This window comes from Campylobacter concisus, assembly GCF_002913945.1.
GTDB classification, from domain to species: Bacteria; Campylobacterota; Campylobacteria; order Campylobacterales; family Campylobacteraceae; genus Campylobacter_A; species Campylobacter_A concisus_P.
Genome location: NZ_POZK01000017.1, coordinates 90,575 through 109,807, shown reverse-complemented (window position 1 = coordinate 109,807; position 19,233 = coordinate 90,575). Strand labels below are relative to the sequence as shown.

At 35.5% G+C, this 19,233-nt stretch carries 22 protein-coding genes; 3 read left to right on the top strand and 19 right to left on the bottom strand.

The window, feature by feature from the left end; all coding sequences use genetic code 11:
- Positions 1–101: 101 nt before the first annotated feature.
- From CYP64_RS03735 to CYP64_RS03665, 15 genes are all read right to left on the bottom strand, one after another.
- Positions 102–746, bottom strand: a complete 645-nt coding sequence (locus CYP64_RS03735) for an ABC transporter ATP-binding protein (RefSeq protein ID WP_103648725.1) — start codon at positions 744–746, stop codon at positions 102–104.
- Complete coding sequence (gene tsf / locus CYP64_RS03730) at positions 746–1,810, bottom strand: translation elongation factor Ts (protein WP_103648724.1); 1,065 nt, start codon at positions 1,808–1,810, stop codon at positions 746–748. The genes CYP64_RS03735 and tsf overlap by 1 nt, the downstream gene beginning before the upstream one ends.
- Entirely contained in the window at positions 1,810–2,598 is a 789-nt protein-coding gene (gene rpsB / locus CYP64_RS03725; protein ID WP_103613593.1) for a 30S ribosomal protein S2, read from the bottom strand. Before rpsB ends, tsf begins: the two co-directional genes overlap by 1 nt.
- Positions 2,599–2,743: 145 nt before the next feature.
- Positions 2,744–2,959, bottom strand: coding sequence for an acetyltransferase (locus CYP64_RS03720; RefSeq protein ID WP_103648723.1), 216 nt, complete (start codon positions 2,957–2,959; stop codon positions 2,744–2,746).
- A gap of 77 nt (positions 2,960–3,036) precedes the next feature.
- Positions 3,037–3,816, bottom strand: a complete 780-nt coding sequence (locus CYP64_RS03715; protein WP_103648722.1) for a DUF4198 domain-containing protein — start codon at positions 3,814–3,816, stop codon at positions 3,037–3,039.
- A 155-nt stretch (positions 3,817–3,971) separates the two neighbouring features.
- On the bottom strand, positions 3,972–4,703 hold the full coding sequence (pgeF, locus tag CYP64_RS03710; RefSeq protein WP_103648721.1) for a peptidoglycan editing factor PgeF: 732 nt from the start codon (positions 4,701–4,703) through the stop codon (positions 3,972–3,974).
- A gap of 9 nt (positions 4,704–4,712) precedes the next feature.
- Positions 4,713–5,327, bottom strand: a complete 615-nt coding sequence (locus CYP64_RS03705) for a riboflavin synthase (protein WP_103648720.1) — start codon at positions 5,325–5,327, stop codon at positions 4,713–4,715.
- Positions 5,328–5,544: 217 nt separating this feature from the next.
- Complete coding sequence (locus CYP64_RS03700; protein WP_103648719.1) at positions 5,545–6,396, bottom strand: YwqG family protein; 852 nt, start codon at positions 6,394–6,396, stop codon at positions 5,545–5,547.
- Between the two features lie 10 nt (positions 6,397–6,406).
- Positions 6,407–7,261 (bottom strand): CbrC family protein, encoded by an 855-nt coding sequence (locus CYP64_RS03695; protein WP_021091813.1) that lies wholly within the window; start codon positions 7,259–7,261, stop codon positions 6,407–6,409.
- Positions 7,262–7,453: 192 nt separating this feature from the next.
- A complete protein-coding gene (gene accA, locus CYP64_RS03690; protein ID WP_054197139.1) occupies positions 7,454–8,389 on the bottom strand; it encodes an acetyl-CoA carboxylase carboxyl transferase subunit alpha in 936 nt (311 codons plus the stop codon).
- Position 8,390: 1 nt separating this feature from the next.
- Positions 8,391–9,602: a beta-ketoacyl-ACP synthase II gene (locus tag CYP64_RS03685; RefSeq protein WP_103648718.1), complete on the bottom strand. Its 1,212-nt coding sequence runs from the start codon at positions 9,600–9,602 to the stop codon at positions 8,391–8,393.
- 36 nt (positions 9,603–9,638) lie between these two features.
- A complete protein-coding gene (acpP, locus tag CYP64_RS03680; protein WP_054197141.1) occupies positions 9,639–9,872 on the bottom strand; it encodes an acyl carrier protein in 234 nt (77 codons plus the stop codon).
- 87 nt (positions 9,873–9,959) lie between these two features.
- A complete protein-coding gene (gene fabG, locus CYP64_RS03675; RefSeq protein ID WP_021083753.1) occupies positions 9,960–10,703 on the bottom strand; it encodes a 3-oxoacyl-ACP reductase FabG in 744 nt (247 codons plus the stop codon).
- Between the two features lie 57 nt (positions 10,704–10,760).
- Positions 10,761–11,180 carry a pyridoxamine 5'-phosphate oxidase family protein gene (locus CYP64_RS03670; RefSeq protein WP_103648717.1) on the bottom strand — a complete coding sequence of 140 codons (420 nt, stop codon included), beginning with the start codon at positions 11,178–11,180 and terminating at the stop codon, positions 10,761–10,763.
- Positions 11,181–11,549: an L-arabinose ABC transporter gene (locus CYP64_RS03665; protein WP_258032927.1), complete on the bottom strand. Its 369-nt coding sequence runs from the start codon at positions 11,547–11,549 to the stop codon at positions 11,181–11,183. It lies immediately after the preceding gene.
- Between the two features lie 84 nt (positions 11,550–11,633).
- On the opposite strand from CYP64_RS03665, the gene CYP64_RS03660 reads away from it, so the two are divergent.
- Entirely contained in the window at positions 11,634–12,155 is a 522-nt protein-coding gene (locus CYP64_RS03660) for an ATP/GTP-binding protein (protein WP_103648716.1), read from the top strand.
- An 18-nt stretch (positions 12,156–12,173) separates the two neighbouring features.
- Here the strand turns inward: CYP64_RS03660 and CYP64_RS03655 are convergent, their stop codons facing one another.
- On the bottom strand, positions 12,174–12,914 hold the full coding sequence (locus tag CYP64_RS03655; protein WP_103648715.1) for an EI24 domain-containing protein: 741 nt from the start codon (positions 12,912–12,914) through the stop codon (positions 12,174–12,176).
- Positions 12,911–13,606: a dUTPase gene (gene dut / locus CYP64_RS03650; RefSeq protein ID WP_103648714.1), complete on the bottom strand. Its 696-nt coding sequence runs from the start codon at positions 13,604–13,606 to the stop codon at positions 12,911–12,913. Before dut ends, CYP64_RS03655 begins: the two co-directional genes overlap by 4 nt.
- 129 nt (positions 13,607–13,735) lie before the next feature.
- Between dut and CYP64_RS03645 the strand changes: the two genes are divergently transcribed.
- A complete protein-coding gene (locus CYP64_RS03645; protein ID WP_021091806.1) occupies positions 13,736–13,924 on the top strand; it encodes a hypothetical protein in 189 nt (62 codons plus the stop codon).
- On the opposite strand, the gene CYP64_RS03640 is transcribed toward CYP64_RS03645, so the two are convergent.
- Positions 13,921–16,098 (bottom strand): bifunctional diguanylate cyclase/phosphodiesterase, encoded by a 2,178-nt coding sequence (locus CYP64_RS03640; protein ID WP_103648713.1) that lies wholly within the window; start codon positions 16,096–16,098, stop codon positions 13,921–13,923. The genes CYP64_RS03645 and CYP64_RS03640 overlap by 4 nt on opposite strands.
- A gap of 269 nt (positions 16,099–16,367) precedes the next feature.
- On the opposite strand from CYP64_RS03640, the gene CYP64_RS03635 reads away from it, so the two are divergent.
- Positions 16,368–16,907, top strand: coding sequence for a hypothetical protein (locus CYP64_RS03635; protein WP_103648712.1), 540 nt, complete (start codon positions 16,368–16,370; stop codon positions 16,905–16,907).
- Here the strand turns inward: CYP64_RS03635 and CYP64_RS03630 are convergent.
- A complete protein-coding gene (locus CYP64_RS03630; protein ID WP_103648711.1) occupies positions 16,900–19,227 on the bottom strand; it encodes an EAL domain-containing protein in 2,328 nt (775 codons plus the stop codon). The two genes, CYP64_RS03635 and CYP64_RS03630, sit on opposite strands and share 8 nt — an antisense overlap.
- Between the last annotated feature and the right edge of the window lie 6 nt (positions 19,228–19,233).

Sequence of the window (19,233 nt, the reverse complement as noted above, 5' to 3'; positions counted from 1 at the left end):
AGTTTTAATATAAATTTACACTATAAAGATCGAGCTAGGCTTAGCTAGTCAAATTTATAAAAATATCAAAAGATAAAATAGTAAATTTTAGTTTTAAGAAACTAAGAAATTTGTATAAGTTCTTTATTTTCAAGCTTGTATGAGTTGTCACATTTTGCGGCTAGATCATTGTCGTGAGTGACTAGAACAAGGGCAGCGTTGTTTTCATTTATGTAGTCAAACAAAACTTGCATCACTTCATTTGCTGTTTGCTTGTCAAGGTTACCCGTTGGCTCGTCTGCAAAGATGATCTTTGGCTTCTTGGTAAGTACTCTAGCGATACTCACACGTTGTTGCTGACCGCCACTTAACTCACCAACTTTTTGATTTATCACATTTGAAATTTTAAGTGACTCAAGCTCTTTTTCTTCTATTTTTTCGCCAGATAAGATGCTTGCAAGCTCAATATTTTCATAAGCACTAAATCCTTTAAAAAGATAGTGTGACTGGAAAATGATGCCAAAATGAAGTCTTCTAATAGCCAAAAGCTCGTTTTGAGAAAGCTCATAGATCGATCTATTTTGATAGATGACCTCACCAAAATTTGGTTTTAAAAGTGTTGAAAGTATGTGTAAAAGCGTTGATTTGCCACAACCGCTAACGCCGGTTATCGCGATGCTTTGTTTTTGATTGAGAGTTAAATTTATATTATTAAAGAGCGTATAATCATACGCAAAGCCCAGATCAGACGCTCTTAAAATTTCCATTAGCCTATTTGAGCAGCAACTTCTGCAGCAAAGTCATCTACTTTTTTCTCTAAGCCTTCACCAAGCTCGAAACGAACGTATTTTACAATCTCGATCTTGCCACCAAGCTCTTTGCTCTTCTCTTCGATAACCTGTTCGATAGTCTTTTTATCGTCCATTACATAAAACTGACCTAAAAGTGTAAGGCGTTGGTCAAGCACTGTGTTATCAGCGTAAAATCTCTCGATCTTACCAGGAATGATCTTGTCCCAAATTTTCTCAGGTTTGCCCTCAGCTTTTAGCTCTTCTTCAATCGCTTTTGTAGCTTTTGCAAACTCTGCCTCACCTATCTGGCAGCGGCTAGCATACTCAGGAATGTGGTGAAGTGGCTTACCTAGGCGTTTTAGCTCTTCATTGTCTTTTTCAAGTTCAGCGCGAAGTGCGATAAATTCTTTCTCAACAAACTCTTTATCAAGGTCTTTGTAGCTTATAACGCTTGGCTTCATAGCAGCTGCATGCATACATAAATTTCTTACAAATTCTGCTGCCTTGTTTGCAACTTCAGCGCTTTCGCAAGCTGCACCGATAAGTACGCCAACACGGCCATTTGAATGAACATAGCCATTTACCACGCCTTTATCATCAGCAATAATAGTCTCAAAGCGGCGAACTACAAGGTTTTCACCGATGGTTGCGATCTGAGTTTTGAAGTAATCTTCAAACTTAACACCATTTAAAGTGCTCGCATTTAGCTCTTCAACTGTTGCTATGCCGCTTGATTGGATGTGAGCTGTTGCATCTTTTGCAAGTGCTTGAAACTGTGGATTTCTAGCAACGAAGTCAGTTTCAGAGTTGATCTCGCTGATAGTTGCTTTTTTGCATTTTGAGCAAACTTCAACACTTACTAAGCCCTCGCTTGCAAGGCGATCAGCCTTTTTAGCAGCTTGACCAAGACCCTTTTCACGAAGGATATCAACAGCTTTTTCCATATCGCCATTTGCTTCGCCAAGTGCCTTTTTGCAGTCCATCATGCCAGCTCCGGTTGATTCGCGGAGCTCTTTTACCATTTGTGCAGTTATTTCCATTATTCTTCGTCCTCGCCAAAGTCTTCTTCGCTCATAGCCTCAGCTACAACTGCGTCTTTCTCATCTTGGCTTACTTCTTCGCCAGTAGCTTGCTCGCCACCATCTTGCTCAAGAAGTGATTTGCCTTCGTTGATAGCCTCAGCCATCTCTTGGCAGAAAAGCTGAACAGAGCGGATCGCATCGTCATTTCCTGGGATCGGATAGTCAACAACGTCAGGATCGCAGTTTGTATCAATCGGTGCTACAACTGGAATTTTTAGGCGGTTTGCCTCTTGAACAGCGATCTTTTCTTTAACTGTATCAACAACAAATATCATATCAGGAAGGCTTTTCATATTGCGGATACCGCCAAGAGTTGCGATAAGCTTCTCTTTTTTGCGGCGAAGCATCAAAGCCTCTTTTTTAGTTAACAAATTTATCGAACCATCTTCTTCCATAGTTTCGATAACTTCTAGTTTGCGGATAGACTGGCGGATAGTACCAAAGTTTGTCATCATACCACCTAACCAGCGGTGATTTACATAAGGCATGCCGCATTTTTCAGCGTACTCTTTTATAGCGTCGATAGCTTGTTTTTTAGTACCGACAAATAGCACTGACTTGCCTTCAGCAGCTGCGTCACGAACGATGTTGTAAGTGTAGCGGAAGTAGCGGATAGTCTTTTGTAGATCTATAATATAGATGCCTTTTCTCTCGCCAAAGATAAATTTTTTCATCTTTGGATTCCAGCGGCGTGTTTGGTGACCAAAATGTACGCCACACTCTAATAAATCTCTCATAGTTACCATGAGTTTCTCCTTGTTTTAGGCATTTTGCCTTGAATTTAGTTTTATCCTCCACGACCATTAATGCTTTTGCACAACCAAATTTAGGATTGTCGTGTGTGAAATAAAGGGGGATTATACTTAAAGTAATATGAATTTAAACTAAAGTTTATTTACTTAATTGTGAGTCTTCTTCGATTTTTATTAACTTAGCAAAAATTTCTGCCAATGCTTGCCTTTGTTCGGATGAAATTTCAAGCTTCTTAACATTTAAAAGAATGCTTACAAACTCCTCGTTTTGTAGCGTTTCTACACCAAATTTTCTTGCGTTTGTAGTGATTTTTAGCACAATAGGATTTTTTGATTTAAAGTTTTCGTAAGGCATTCTTTCTCTACTTTCAAAATTACAAAGCGATTATAAAAAATTTATAATAAATTCGAACTCAAATTTATATCAAACTTTTATTCTTTTATTTCAAAACTAAGTGTCGTTTTTAACGTCTCTTTATCACACTTCGCTGCATCTAGATAAGGTCTTTCATAAATAACTTCAAATGCCCAAAATCCTGGTCTTAGAGCTAATACTTCAGTGATGCCTTGCTCATCAGTCACACCATAAAACGCGTGCTTATGGTCTAAAAATCCAGCAAAAGTACCAGTTAGTTTGGCTCGCTCTAGCGGCTTTCCATCAGCAAAAACCTGCAATTTAAAAGGCTTATCTACTCTAAATTCCGCTGGGTTTTGTAACGGTACGATCTCGATTTTAACTCCAATAGGTTTAGTTACGAAGTCGTTTGTTTCACCTAAATTTAAGACTCTCTTAGATGTTATCGTCATCAGCCGGCAAATCTGTATATCGCTTAGATCCTTTAGATCAAGCTTAGTTTTGTCTATTAGCCACTTACCATCACTACGTTTTTTAAGCGAATACATAGGATTTTGCTGTGCTAGTAAGATATATGTGCCTTTGTCTAATCTTTCGCCCTCATAGCGGTAGTTCTCGCCACTTTGTTTAAGCTTCTTTTTGCTACCATCTTTACTTATTACAGTAATTGGCGCAAAAAGATGGACGCGTTCGGCCATAATAGGCTCTAGCTTTGGAAAATCATCGCTATAACCCATATTTGCGATAAATTTTCCTAGCTTTTCATCATTAGCTCCATCTACCCAAAACATGTGTGCTTGCACCATATGAAAGGCTCCTGTTAACATAATGGCGGTCAAAATTCTACCTATTTTCATGATTTTCCTTATTGTTATTTTTGAGATTCGATGTCAAATTGTAGCTACAAATTATTATATTTAGCCATTTTTTAGATCAAATTAAATATCAAAACGTTCAATACAATTTAGCTGGCAAATTTTAACAGGCAAGCAATGAAGCTAAAGATTTACTTCTATCTTTTACTATTTACCGATGTGGCTCTATTCATCACAAATCCGCAAAAACGCCCAGTCCTACTCTGTTTGCGGTATGAGAATAATTCATCTCTCTCAAAAGTGCAACGAGGATCTAGCGATATTTGCTCTACCCCGAGCTTAGCAAATTCGTCTAATAAAGCTGCGTTTATATCAAATTTTCCATCTTTTTTGTATCGGTTAAATTCGCCAAGATCCAGCTTGCCTACTTCGTAGTTTTGCACTTTGATATTTGCGCCTATAAATACGCGTAAATTATTAGCACGACAACCAAACTCACTCGTCATCAGCCCCACTGCATTTGTGCAAATTTTACTAGTAACACCTGCGCGTCCCGCATGCACAGCTGCGACTACGCCAAGATGTTCATCTATTATCAAAACAGGTGCACAGTCAGCGACTAAGACGCAAAGCGCCACGCCTTTTAATGATGTTATCACACCATCACACGGAGGTAGATCATCGTTAAAATCTTGCAAAATTTCCACTCTATTTGAGTGGATTTGGCTCATAAATTTTAAATTAACAGGCATAATGCCAAGCGCCGTTGCTAAAATTTCACGATTTTGTGCGACCTTTAGCGGATCATCGCCAACATGATCTGCTAAATTTAAGCTCTCAAAAGCACCCTCACTCACACCGCCAAATCTATTTGTAAAGCCAGCTAATACGCCATTTTTATCAAAGACGATCTCTAAATTTTCACGCATTTTATCCACCTAGTAAAGGCTAGAAATTCGCTCGACATCGTCCCAGCCAAGGACACTATCTTGCTTACAAAAAAGCTGCCTAGCTACGTAGCGAGCCAAAAGATCACTTTCGATATTTACGCGCCTACCGACCTTAAAAGTACCAAAAAGACTATCTTTAAATGTGATTGGTATAATTGTGAGCCTAATACCCTTTGGCAAAATTTCATTTATCGTTAGGCTCACTCCCTCGACGCCCACTGAGCCTTTATTTGACATCAAGCTCATAGCCTCGCGCGGCAGGTCGATATAGAAATCAACCCCATTCTCATTCTTTTTGATATTTGAAATTTTACCGATAAAATCGATGTGTCCTTGCATCAAATGCCCATCTACTCGGTCTCCTAGCCTCATCGCTGGCTCGATATGCACTCTTTCTTTTAAATTTTCAACCGCGATATTTACCCTACTCTCTGCACTTAGCTCCACACTAAAGCCATCTTCATGCAGTTTTATTACACTCAGGCAAGCGCCATTTACAGCAATGCTATCGCCTAAATTTGGACGAAAATTTGCCTTTAGCCTTAAAATATTTTGTGAATAACTAACAACCTGTGCTATCTCACGGATCAAGCCATTAAACATAATTTTGCCTTTAAATTTTTTAAGGATTTTACTAAATTTTGCCTAAATTTGGGCATTACCATCTTTGATTATTTTATATATTTAAGCAGATAGTGGTAGAAACGGCAGTGAAATTTTGATAATCGCACCAAGAATGCTAGCAAAAAATTTATTGTGTAACCCTAGTATAAAATTTCTCTATAAATTTTAATTTTTATCTTTTATAAATTTGGCAGCCTTAGCTTGTCTGTAAAATTAGCCACGTCTTGCTAAAGTCGTGCGCCAAAAGATCATCCCTCTTTATCCACAGATAAATTCTGCCCTCTCCGTCCCAGTCCATGTCGCCCTCATCATCACTATCTATCTGTAAAAGCAGTTGCCACTGGGCAGAATTTTTCTCAAATTCCGCTATTCTTGGGTGGTGATAAGCGCTACCATCACCACAGCTAAGTTCATTTGCAACCAGCTCACACTCTAGCTCCATGCCATCTTGGACATTATCAGAGTGCCCAAGGAGCTTATTTTCTTTAGCCTGCCAGCTTGGCTCAATAACCTCATGATAGGCCTCCCACTCAGCCTCACTAATTTTACTAAATGGCACAATCGAGCTTTGTAAATTTGGCAAATTTATCTCATTTTCAAAGCTAAGCAAGCGCGCGTTAAATGTAGAATTTTCTCCCTCTAAGCTCTCCGCTCTCCTACGAGAAAGCAGTCCATTATTTACATCAGAAAAGATTACTGCAAAGCCGTTTTTATCGGCAGGATCATAGCCCCAAACACGCAAATTTCTATCATAAAAGAGATAGAGCATTCCGCTTTTTGGCAGTAGTGAGTCAATGTCAAATTTGCTAGCTTCAGCAAAATTTATCTGTGCCACAAAACTTAAAGCGCCATTTTCATTTGAAGGCCATGATAAACCATCTGGCAGATCTGGCGAGCCGCCAAATTTAGACGCTCCAACAGCGATATCATCGTCATTTTTAGCTTGCACATCTATCCTTATGGCATTTCTTGCTAGTGGCGATAAAAGTTTAAAAAGTTCATCCAGCCCACGTTCTTTACAACCTTTAGAAATTTTTGCAATATCCATATTTTCCTCTTTAACAAGCATCAACGTATATATGATACTTCTTACAATGCAGACAACGAAACAAATATCCGGCAATATCGCCAGCTTTAACAAGATGTTCACGTAGCATTTTATCGTCGTATTCGGCTCTTTTTGCGTAATCCTCAAAAACCTCGTCTGCTATACCCATTTCTTCAAGCTCTCTTGTACCAACGTCACCTAAAAATTCGCAATAATCATCACAACAAACTATCCAATGCTCGCCCTGCCAGCTCTCGTAGCCCGGGGTTCTTCTAAAAAGTTCGTCGTCCTTTTTAGCATCACTTGTAGTTAGTTTGTCAGCATCTTGCACAAATGTTGCGTCAAATTTCTTAGCAGCCTTACCACTAGAAATACAAGTAGGACAAAGATACGAAATATCCTGCTCGCAATAAATGCTACCGCTATAATAAACTTCAGTATCTTTGCCACAACACTCACACAAGATACTAATATCATCTTTAAATGCGCCAGTTTTTAAAGGGTTAGGATAGTAGATAAATTTTGGTAGTGTGGAGGCTTTATCTTCTTGAGCCAAAATTTGACCTCTACTTTTTGGGCGAGGCAGCGCCCATTTATCATTTTCGTCAATGAATTGCACTAGATAGCCAAGTGTCTTTAGCTGCTTTTTATCATTTTTGTCATGTATCTTTAAAAGTAAGTCGTAAGCACTCTTTCTCATAGATAAAAGCTGATAAACATCGACTAAAACATACTTTGCGCAAATATCATCACAATTTTCCAACTCTTCTTTAAACTGATAGAGTGCCTCAATACTAGAAGTATTGCCATTATTTTTATAATATTCTTTTGAAAGAGTGATATATTTTTCTTGAAATTTATTCATTAATACTCTTTATGTAGATTTGACATTAACAATTTTAGTGTTTAAATCTTAAAGATAAAAAAGCTAGTGTAAAAATTATGGCTGTTAAAACGATTAAATTTATATCGATTTTTAAATTGTTTTAGTATTGCAGTAGATGATGCCACAAACAAATTTGATAAGTATTCTTATAAAATTGTTGTGACTATAAATTTATTCTTCAAATGCTCCGATAGAGAGAATTTTTTCTATTCTTTTTGCTACAAGATCATTTATATCAAGCTTTTCAAGCTCAGCTAGCTCTGAGATAAAATAATTTGCAAGTGCTTTTGCAGCACCATCTTTATCTCTATGAGCTCCATTTATCGGCTCATCTATAACGGCATCAATCAGTGATAGACTTTTTAAATCATCAGCTGTTATTTTCATAGATTTTGTAGCTTGTTCCTGTTTAGCTGGGTCATTCCAAAGTATTGCTGCACAGCCTTCTGGAGAGATAACTGAAAACACAGAATTTTTCATCATAGCAAGTCTATCAGCCACGCCTATAGCTAAAGCGCCACCACTTCCACCTTCGCCTATGACAACAGCAATTATTGGAGTTTTTAAATTTGCAAACTCAAATAAATTTCTAGCTATGGCTTCACTTTGTCCTCGCTCTTCAGCTCCAACACCTGGATATGCACCTGGAGTATCTATAAGAAATAAAATGGGTAGATTAAATTTTTCAGCCATTTTTGCAACTCTAAGAGCCTTGCGATAACCCTCAGGGTGAGGCATACCAAAATTTCTTCTTAATTTATTTTTAGTGCCACGGCCCTTTTGCTCGCCTATAATAACAGTCTTTTTACCTCCAATATAGCCGATGTAACAAACTATTGCTGGATCATCTCGAAATGCTCTATCCCCATGAATCTCATATCCATCAATCAAAAGCGCATTAATATAATCAATAGAATATGGTCTATCTGGATGACGAGCAAGTTGCAAACGTTGATATTCGTTTAAATTTTTATATACTTTTGATATCTCTTTGGATAAATTCTTATTTAAAATTTCAACAGCATGTTCATCGCCTCTGATCTTAGCATTTGCTATATCTTCATCAATTTGTTTTATGCTTTTTTCAAAATCTAAATAATTTGACATCTTAATCCAACTTTTTAAATATTAGGACGCCGTTTGTTCCACCAAAGCCAAATGAGTTGCTCATAACAGCTTTTATATCAGCTTTTCTAGCTTTGTTTGGAACGTAGTCTAGATCGCACTCTGGATCAGGAGTTTCGTAGTTTATCGTTGGAGGGATGATGCCATCTCTCATTGCCATTATAGATATAACAGCCTCGATCGCACCAGCACCACCTAGGCAGTGTCCAGTTTGACCTTTTGTTGAGCTAACTGGTGGACATTTGTCACCAAAAACCGCTTTTAGTGCCGCAGTCTCATTCTTATCATTTACAGGTGTTGAAGTACCGTGCGCATTGACATAGTCTATTTTTATATCTTTTGCCATTTCCAAAGCTTGCTTCATTGCACTTAGTGGACCTTCAAGTGTTGGAGAAGTTATGTGATATGCATCTCCGCTTTCGCCAAATCCAACTACTTCAGCATAAATTTTAGCACCTCTTGCAATAGCTGACTCATACTCTTCAAGTACAAGCGCACCGGCTCCTTCACCCATTACAAAACCATCACGATTTGCGTCAAATGGCCTTGAAGCCTTGCTTGGCTCATCATTTCTAGTTGATAGTGCTTTCATGGCAGCAAAACCACCTATTCCAACACCACAAATCGTAGATTCAGCTCCAATAACTAGCATATTTGTAGCTTGGCCAATCATAATGCATTTTGCTGCTTGAGATATTGCATGAGTACTTGCCGCACAAGCTGTTACACTAGATAAATTTGGACCTTTTAGCCCATGATTTATTGAAACTATTCCGCCTAGCATATTTACAAGTGCCGATGGAATAAAAAATGGTGAAATTCGTTTTACACCTTTTTCAAAATATGTAATTGAATTTTTTTCAATATTTGGCAAGCCACCTATACCAGCTGCTGAACTAACACCAAATTTATGAGCTTCAAACTCTTTGAAGTTTGCATCAGCCATAGCTTCATTAGATGCTTTTATGCCGAGTTGTATGAAACGATCTACTTTTTTCACCTCTTTGCCGTCTAAAACGCTATTTGGATCAAAATCAGTTATTTCGGCAGCAATTTTAACAGGAAAATCGCTTACATCAAAGCTTGTAATCTCCTTTACTCCCGTTTTACCCTCGCAAATGGCCTTAAAAGAGCTCTCTTTATCAAGACCAAGTGCGTTTATCATACCAATACCAGTTACAACGACTCGTTTCAATACATCTCCTTAAATCAAACTGTGTAAAAATTTTAATTATTTACCTAGTTTTTCTATATAATCTACAACATCTTTGATGCTTATTAGTTTCTCTGCTTCGCTATCAGGAATTTCTACTTCAAATTTTTCTTCTAAAGCCATAACTAGCTCTACAACATCAAGTGAATCTGCACCTAGGTCTTCAATGATTTTAGACTCTAGTTTTACTGCTTGTGGATCTACACTTAGTTGCTCTACAACTACGTCTCTTACGTCTTCAAATACTGCCATTTTAAGGTCTCCTTATAAAAAATGTCTGTTATCTTATAATATTTACGCTTTTATTTATTTTAAATTTCAAAACTTGTTGAAATTTCATTACATATAAAGTCCGCCGTTTATTTTTAGCGTCTCGCCAGTCACGTAGCTCGCGTGATCACTTAGTAAAAATGCAACCGCCTCGGCCACCTCACTAGCGCTACCAAAGCGTTTTAGCGGGATATTATCACTATAAGTTTTTTTCACCTCATCACTTAGTCCATGCGTCATATCAGTCTCGATAAAGCCCGGAGTTACGCTATTAAAGCGGATATTTCTACTTGCGCCCTCTTTTGCAAAGCTCTTACTCATGGCGATTAGTCCGCCCTTGCTGGCTGAATAGTTTACCTGCCCTGCATTTCCCATCTCACCAACGATAGATGCGACGTTTACGACCGCTCCAAAGCGCTTTTTGCTCATCACTTTTAAAGCCTCTCTACATCCTATGAAGGCTGAAGTTAAATTTGCATTTATCACATCTGTAAATTCGCTAGTTTTCATGCGAAGTGCTAACTTGTCGTTTGTGATGCCAGCGTTATTTACAAGGTAGCTTAGCTCACCATCGCTATCAACTATCAAATTTATACCTTTTATAAACTCATCTTCGTCAGTTGCGTCAAATTTTATCACCGCAGCCTTACCGCCATTTTGCTCGATCTCAGCCTGCAAAGCGTCTGCTATCTCAGGTTTTGAGCGGTAATTTATCCACACTTTTAAGCCCATATTTGCAAGCGTTTTTGCGATCTGTGCGCCGATACCTCTGCTTGCACCTGTTATTAGCACGTTTTTTCCGCTAAATTTCATAAATTCTCCTTATTTTTTCTAATTTTTCAACGATTGTAGCTTATATAAGCTTAACGTCTAAATTTTATCGCTTCTTTCCCACTTTATCTTTTTGCCAAAACCTAGAGTGTTGCTCGTAAATTTTAGTTTTTCAAGGCTTATAGACCAAATTTTTGGATCTATCGCTTTTGCATAAAAAAATCTTTTAAAGTAAATCTCTCGCTCACTTGCGCTAGCCTCGCTCATCACTCCTTGAAACTGTACGCCCTCTATCTTGCCAACGATCTTTGTATCAAGAGCGACCGTGCCAGCAACGAGCTTTGAGTTTTTTAAAAATTTGACATGTGAGCTCTCGTCAGAGCTAGCTAACAAAAGGCTAAAATTTAGCTCATCAAAGGCGTAAAATGCGCTAAAAGCATAAGGCTGCCCCTCATCATCGATGGTGCAAACACTTGCAAGATGCATCTTTTTTAAAAATTTTACTATCCTCTCATCCATCTAAATTCCCCTAAAAATGTCAAGAATGGCTTGAAATTTAAAGATGACTATGGCGATTATTAGCACCCAAAGCATAAAAATAATAAGCTCTATTAGAGTAAATTTATCTTTTGCAACTTTTTTAAAAACAAGCATCATTAAAAATGCTCCTAAAAAGCCGCCGATTAGCGAAAAATAGTGGATCGCATTAACCTTTACAAAGCTTGGCAAAATCCCTTTAAAAAATAGTGAAAACATCAAAATTGAGAGCAAATTTGCAAGTATCAAGTAGTAACCAACGACTGGTAAAACTGGGTAGAGCCTAGCAAAGCCAAAGCTTAAAACAGTGATAAGCATAAGCAAAAAGATCCTAGTCCCAAAACAACACATCGCCCGTCCTTTTTTGACGCATTTTACAAAATTTTGCTTTATGAAATTAAAATTTTGCCGATTTAGCCTCAAAAGGATTTAAAAATGCAAACAAATTTTTACTCTCAAGGAAGCTACAACAACATGAGCTTTTCGATGAAGACTAGCTCAGGCGATGAGATAAGCTTTTCGATGTATGACAACAAAAGTTTGGAGTTTTCAAGCCAGAAAAATGGTACTTCAAGCCAAAGAAGTCTTACTCTCACGCACGAATACGGCTATGAGTTTTTATATAAAGGAAACGGCATAGACGAGCAAGATATGAAAGAGATCGAAGAGGCGATGAAGCAAATTCGCCCACAGGTTGATGAATTTATGAAAAACGTCAAAGAGGGCGACAAGATCGCTGGTAGCAGCCAAAGCATAAGTGATCTTTCAAACAAGATCAAGCAAATGTTGCCTACCGCAAAAGATCTAAATCACAAAAATTTTATAAATGACAATATGCTAAAGATGTTTGACGAGCTTCTGGCTAAAAATGATGCAAACAAAAATCTACTAAGTGCCACAAAAAGGCTATTTGACACATTACTTAATGAGAGCAACAAAGTATCTTACTATGCGTAAATTTAGGGCCTTCTGGCTCTAAATTTTTATAAGCGCCTCTCTCTCAAAAAAGAGATGCGATAAGACTATCACAAAATAAAGCTGAAAAAATAGTCCCACAAGCGGCACAAGCGAGATAAGATAAAACAAAAGCGTAAAAGCTATAAATTTAACCCCGCCACCTTCAAGCAGTGCTAACTCAAATTTATCGCCATCAAGCGTGTTTGAGCCAACGTCTATCAGTAAAAGTTTGTAATAGATATAAAAAAACGGCACATTTATGATGAAAAAATTTAATACTGGTACAAATAAAAGCGGTAGGCAAACGAGCAATATCCCAAGAAATTTCATGATCTCAACCGTCATCACCTTTAGCACTCTAGCTGTGCTAACCTCGCTTTTAAGCACGTAGTTGTAGTGCCTTTTGTTTATCTCTTTAGTAACAACTGGAGTTAAAAAGCCAGCTACGATTAGGGCAATCACGATGCTAATGATGATCGTTAAAAAGGTGCTTAAAACGTAAAAAAGTATACTAACTATCCACTTAGTAGCACTAAAACTTAAAATTTTAATAGCGATAAAAGAGATCGTCGAGTTTGCCTCTAAAAAGGTAAAATTTTCGTTTTTTGAGCCATCACTTAAAAGATCAAAAATCTCACCGCCGCCCCAGATTGTAAGCCACGCAAGACTAAAAATGCTAAGGCAAAGTGGTAAGATGGATAGCGTTATAAATTTGGCTGTAAAAAAATCTTTAAAACCAAGACGAAGAAGGTTTATCATTTCACCTTTTTATACTCGTGCTCAAGTGCGGCATAAATTTCATCAATCTTGCTAACGCCATTTGACAAAATTTCACTCATCACTTCATTATCTTCGCGTCCGTTCCAATTTTTCTTATAGCTGCCTTCTTTGTAGCCATTATTTTGACGGAAGCGATTTAGCACGTTTTTAGCGATGTAGCACTCATATAGCGAATATAAATTTACTCCACATTTTAAAGACATAGAGAAGTAAATTTTTAAAATATCAAATATATCGTAGTCAAATCCGCTGCACTCATGTATAAGCATTTCAACGTCATTCATTATCTCATAAATGCTCTCGTCTTCGATCCTTAATGGCTCTTTACAAAACTCACTAAAACCGCTTGATTGGCAAATATCATCGGCTAAAGTTTCTATATCTCCAAGCTGTTTTGATTTATAAATTTGCAAAACTAGACTCATAATAAAGTGCCAGATATCAACAACTTCTATGCGCAAATTTTGCTCATCAGTCTTAGCATCAATGCTCTTCCAGTGCTTCCATGCAAAGCTATCGATTAGCTCAGCGCACTCCATATATATGCAGCGCCTCCAGCTGATTAATTTATTTTTATTAGTATAACCATTTTCCCAGCCAAGCCCATTCGTCTCATCATTTAGGCTTTGCTGCATCTTTAACATCTCTAAAATAATCGTTCTTTCATTCATTTTAGGCCTTTAAAAATTTTAAAGGATTATAACAAAAAATTATTAAATGCCACGAGGCAAGCTTGACTTAAATCATTTTATGTATAAAGTTTAGGAGCTAAAATAAGCAAAAATTTCAAAGGAGAAAAAATGAGAGAAAAAGATCTAGTGGTTTGCAATGTTTGCGGACTAAAAAGCAGCGATGATACAAATGCGGTTTTTATCCATGCTCATAAAAATGGTGAAGAAGTTGATATCTGCACCAGTTGTGTTCCAAGCGTGATCCATGGCTCAGGCATGGTCGTAAAATCAAACGAAGAGATAAAGGCCGAAATTTAAACTCTAGCTATCATTTGAGGATCTTGTCTTACAAGGTCTTCAAATTCTTCTGCACTCATAGGACGAGATAAGAAAAGTCCTTGAACTTCGTTACAATCAAGCTCTTTTAAGAAATGAATATCTTCTTCTTTTTCTACGCCTTTTGCGCCAACTTTTATCTTCATTGCCTTTGCTAAATCGATAATTGCAGATACGATTTGTGCATCTATTTTGCTATTTGATGCTTGAGCGACAAATTCACTTGCTATTTTTATACGCTTAACACCGTATTTTCTAATATAAATAAATGAAGTATATCCAGAGCCAAAATTATCTATACAAACATCTATATTATTTTCTTTAAGAATAGAAAAAATTTTATCAAGCGTTTTAGAATTATTTGTCCATATTTCTTCGCCAAATTCTATTTCAAAAAGCTCTGGATTTATATGATGCGAACGTAAGCTAGAAACAAAATCTAAAACAAATTTTTCTGATTTACTTTGAATCTGCGCAACATTTATGCTTATTTTTGGTATCAAGAGTTTTTCTTTTTGCCATCTATCTACATACTCTATGGTCTTTGAAACTAAAAGTGAGCAAATATCGTTTAAGATATCGCTATTTATATTGACCTCTTTCATAAATTTGCTTGCTTCCATCAAGCCAAATTTTTCTGATTTCCAATATAAAAAAACCTCTGCGTAGATCATTTTTTCGATTTTTAGATCAAATATTGGTTGAAAATATACATGAAGGTCTTCTTGTAAATTAGCTTTTTTAAGCGCGATCTCGATACTTGAGCTTAGGTGCATTTCATTGCTAATTTTATCGCTATAAACCATAGGATTTAAAGCTGGATTTTTCTTGGCATAATACATTGCCATATCTGCATTTTTTATAATATTTCTTGGATTTGCCGTGCTATTTTTTGTTGCTACGTCTATGCCTATTATACACTTAAGCCCAAAGTGATATCTATCTATTTGAATTGGCTTTTCAATAGCATCTTTTAAGGCAATTCCAAGATTTAAGCGTTTTGTATGACTATTTATCTCCATTTTTGCTAATACGATAAATTCGTCCGCACTAATCCTTGCTATGGCCTCTTGTCTATTGCAAACTTCAAGTATCCTTTTTGCAACTAGCTTTAAAATTCTATCGCCTATTTCATGCCCGTAAGATGTATTTATGCTTTTAAAACGGCTTAAATTTATATAATAAACTGCGGTTTCCTCATCTTCAGAGATACTTTTGCACATTCTTTCAAGCTCATTTACTATAAAATTTCTATTGCCAAGGTCTGTTAGATAGTCTTTCTCAGACATATCTTGAAGTCTTAAATTTGCGAGCATAAGTTCATTGGTTCGCTCATGCATCGACTTTTCCATCTCTCTATGAAGATTTCTCTCATAATCTAATATTTTTCTACTTGCAATAGAGCTTTTAACGTAGTAATTAACAATAGCATTTACAACCAAGATAAATAACGAGATAAGTGCACTAAAAGATGTCAGATCTTCTTGTAATAGCAAGGGTAAAACTATTATTATTGGTAGCCATTTTGATCCTATTGAGATATCTTTATCGGTATTTGTAACATATTCGTTTTGGGCTTTTAAATGAAAAGCGCCTATCATCAAGAAGAAGAAAGGAACGATATATAAAAAATCTATTTTATGGCCAAAATTTACATTTGAGATCTGGCTATAAAAAATAAATAAATTTAGCATCGTAAATAAAATGCTGGCTGATATAAGGTAAAAGCCGCTAATTTTTATATGAAGCAAACTGCTTGTAAAAATCTCACTTAAAGTGATAAAAAGTATAAGAAAATTTATGGCTACAATAGAGAGAAAAACGATATTTGATCTATTATTTATCATCGATAAGATATCTACTTCATCAAAAATACCATATATTAAAATTACTATTAAAAAAAAGACACTTATGCTATCCATAATAATGGCTAGTTTTTCTTGGCTGGCTACAAATTTTGAATACAAAAATATACTAACGCCAGCTAAAATAGATATCATCGGCAACGTAAAAAACACATCAAGATACGCATAAGAACTATGAGCCCGCAATAGTATATCTTGATTTAACACCATTAATGCATCACAAATAGACCATAAAAAAACACCAAAACATATTGCAAGCCAATGCGTTATTTTGGTTTTTACTTTATCCATTGAAGTATAAATGCCAAAAGTTATTATAAAGAAACTAAGCAAAATAGATATTTTTCCAATTAGATTATAGTCTAGTAAAGATGCTAATAGTGCAAATACGAATAGAGCTACAACTGCAACTAAGATCCATTTTCGCACGCCAGTTATAGATGATTTTGATATTAAAAAAATAGTGTCCCTCTCCTAAGAAATAGTCCAAATTATACAAAAATTGACTTTGCTTTTGGTTATAATTTCCCAAAAAATTTTAAAATTCACAAAGGTATCTTATGAAGTGCAATATCGTCATAAATGGACAAAATTTAATAGATTATAAATCTTTTATCTTATTTTTCTCAAAGGCGGCAAGAAAGCAGTATTTTATAAACACTTTTATGATATTTACTGAAGCCATCATAGCTGGTTTTGTTGCTGATATGCTATTAAAAAGTAAAATTTTTACTATTATCGGAGCCATTTTTGCTATATTTTGGATCATTTTTTATCCTATTTTTTTAAAAAGAAGTCGCATAGCTGCATTAAAGAGAATTGAAATTTCAGATGTTCAAAAGCAAATGAATTTTGAAGTAAATGAGAAATTTCTGGCTTATTATGAAGGCGAACCCAAAGAAAATGAAAAATTTGACCTAAATGAAGTTAGTGAAATTTATGAGTTAAAAAATATCTTTATCATTTTTTTAGAAGAAAAAATACATCTAATAATCCCAAAAGATGAAACTAGCTCAAAAATGATAAATGAGCTGGCCAAACTTTGCCATAAAGATATTTTGAAATTTGAAAATTTTAGCGCAAAAAGCGTGCTTAAATAGCACTTATTATAAGCTTTTCAAAATCGTCTGCACTCATTGGCTTGCCCCAAAGATATCCTTGCACCTCATCGCATCCAAGTTCTCTTAAAATTTCAAGCTGGGTTTCATCTTCGACGCCTTCAGCGATAGTCTTTAGCTCCACATTTTTGGCCAAAACTATAACGCTTTTTACCACATCTTTATCTATATCATTTTTAGCAATATTATCTATCAGCTCTTTAGCGATCTTTAGGCGACTCATAGGATATTTTTTGATGTAATTCATTGATGAAAAACCAGTACCAAAATCATCTATGGATATGCAAATTCCTCTATTAGAAAGCTCAAATAACGCGCTTTGCATCATCTCTTCGGCATTTACAAGGCTGGCCTCAGTGATCTCAACATCTACACAAGATGGATCGATGCCGTATCTATCTATATAGCTTAAAAATTTAGATGCAAAATTTATATTATCAATCTGTTTTGGTGAGATATTTATGCCTATTTTTAGGTTTGTATTATATTTCTCATTCCAAAAGGCCATTTGTTTTATAGCGTTTTTTGCCACCCATTTTCCTATCGCATTGATAATAGAGCTTTGTTCGGCTATTGGGATAAATTTTGATTGATCTACCGGACCTTTTATAGGGGAGTTCCACCTAACAAGAGCCTCTGCTCCTACTATTTTTTTACCTTCTATTAGATATTGGGGCTGAAATTTTAGCTCAAATTCTTCATCAAAGCTTATGCTATTTAGCAATATTTCTATATAGTTTCTATCCTGAATAATGCTTTTTATATCACTATAAAAAACATACTTTTCAGATGCGTCTTTTTTTGCTGCCTCTAGTGCTGCTTCTGATTGCATGATAAAATCATCAGCCAAAATTTCACTGGTTTGTGTCGAGCTAATCCCTATTTTCGCATCAAGTACAATTTTATAATCATCTATAACGATTGGCTCTGAAATAGCTTTTAGTAGATAGTGCAAAAATTCCCTGCAATGTACATTTTCATTTTGCTTGACAGCAACGATAAAGTCATCTCCGCCAGACCTTGCAAATAAAGAATCGTTTGGTGGCAATATTGACTCAATATTTGAAGCAAACTTTGCTATTACATCATCGCCTATATAATGCCCATACGAGTCATTTATCGCTTTAAAATGGTTTATGTCAATACTATAAATATCTATCTTCTCGCCAAGCGCCTTTGACTTTATCATCTCTTCAAGCCTTGCGATAAAATACTGGCGGTTTAGAGCATTCGTTAGATAATCATATTTACTAATCCTTTGTAGGTGCTTATTTGTCTCTTCAAGCTCTTTTACTTTACTTTCTATCTGATTATTTAATACTTTTTTGATATGTATTTCACGTTTAATTAAAATATCCATCTTTCTAACATTAGAAAATGTATAAGATAATGCCCCGTATGCAAGCAAAGTAACTAAAATAGAAAATAACCATGTCAAATTTATCTTCCAAGAGTACAAGATCATGATCGTCAAAAATGCGGCAAAAACAAATAGCTTTTGTATTAAAATTTTATCAAAATCGTTTCTGAGTGCCCTAAATTTTAGATTTGCCTCACCCTCTCTTAAATGAAGCGCAGCAACAAACAACATAAAAAATGAACTCTTAAATACAATGTCGTATCCAGAAAAGGATATTTCATCTATCCAAAAATCCATTGTAGTGGTAAAAATGTCATAAGTGCTTATTGCAATAAGCGCTATCAAGCATAAAAGTATAGATAGTCTTCTTTTTGAAAATTTAAGTGAAAAAAACACAACAAATGAAGCACAAAACATAAATAAATCTATGGCGATATAGCTTAGATTAAAAAAATCTTTTTGACTTAAAACTTGAGTTAAATTTCTATTAAAAATCATAAACCACATAAAGCTAAAATATATTGCGGAAATAGAGACTGAGTCCGCAAATACTTGCATTAAAAATAAATTTTTCAAATTTTTGATCAAAATGTAAAAAGCAGAAAATGCAAACATAAAATATGAAACTACGTATGAGATTTGTATAAAATTGACTTTAGAGAGAAATTGTTTAAGAAAATCAACCTTATCATATAGCATCCACATAGTGTCTGATGCTACCCAGCAAGTAAGGCCTAGTAATATATATATCCAATATGTTTTTAAATTTCTTGTCTCTTTTAGCTTTAAAAAGATAAATAATGTGATCATAAAATCAAATAGAGCAGTAATTATGTCTTCATAAAAACCACTAGCAATAAAACAACTAACAACATATACACAAAAAAGTATCAACATAAATAAAAAAGATACTTGATTTTCGTTACTTATTTTACTTATCATGTTCTG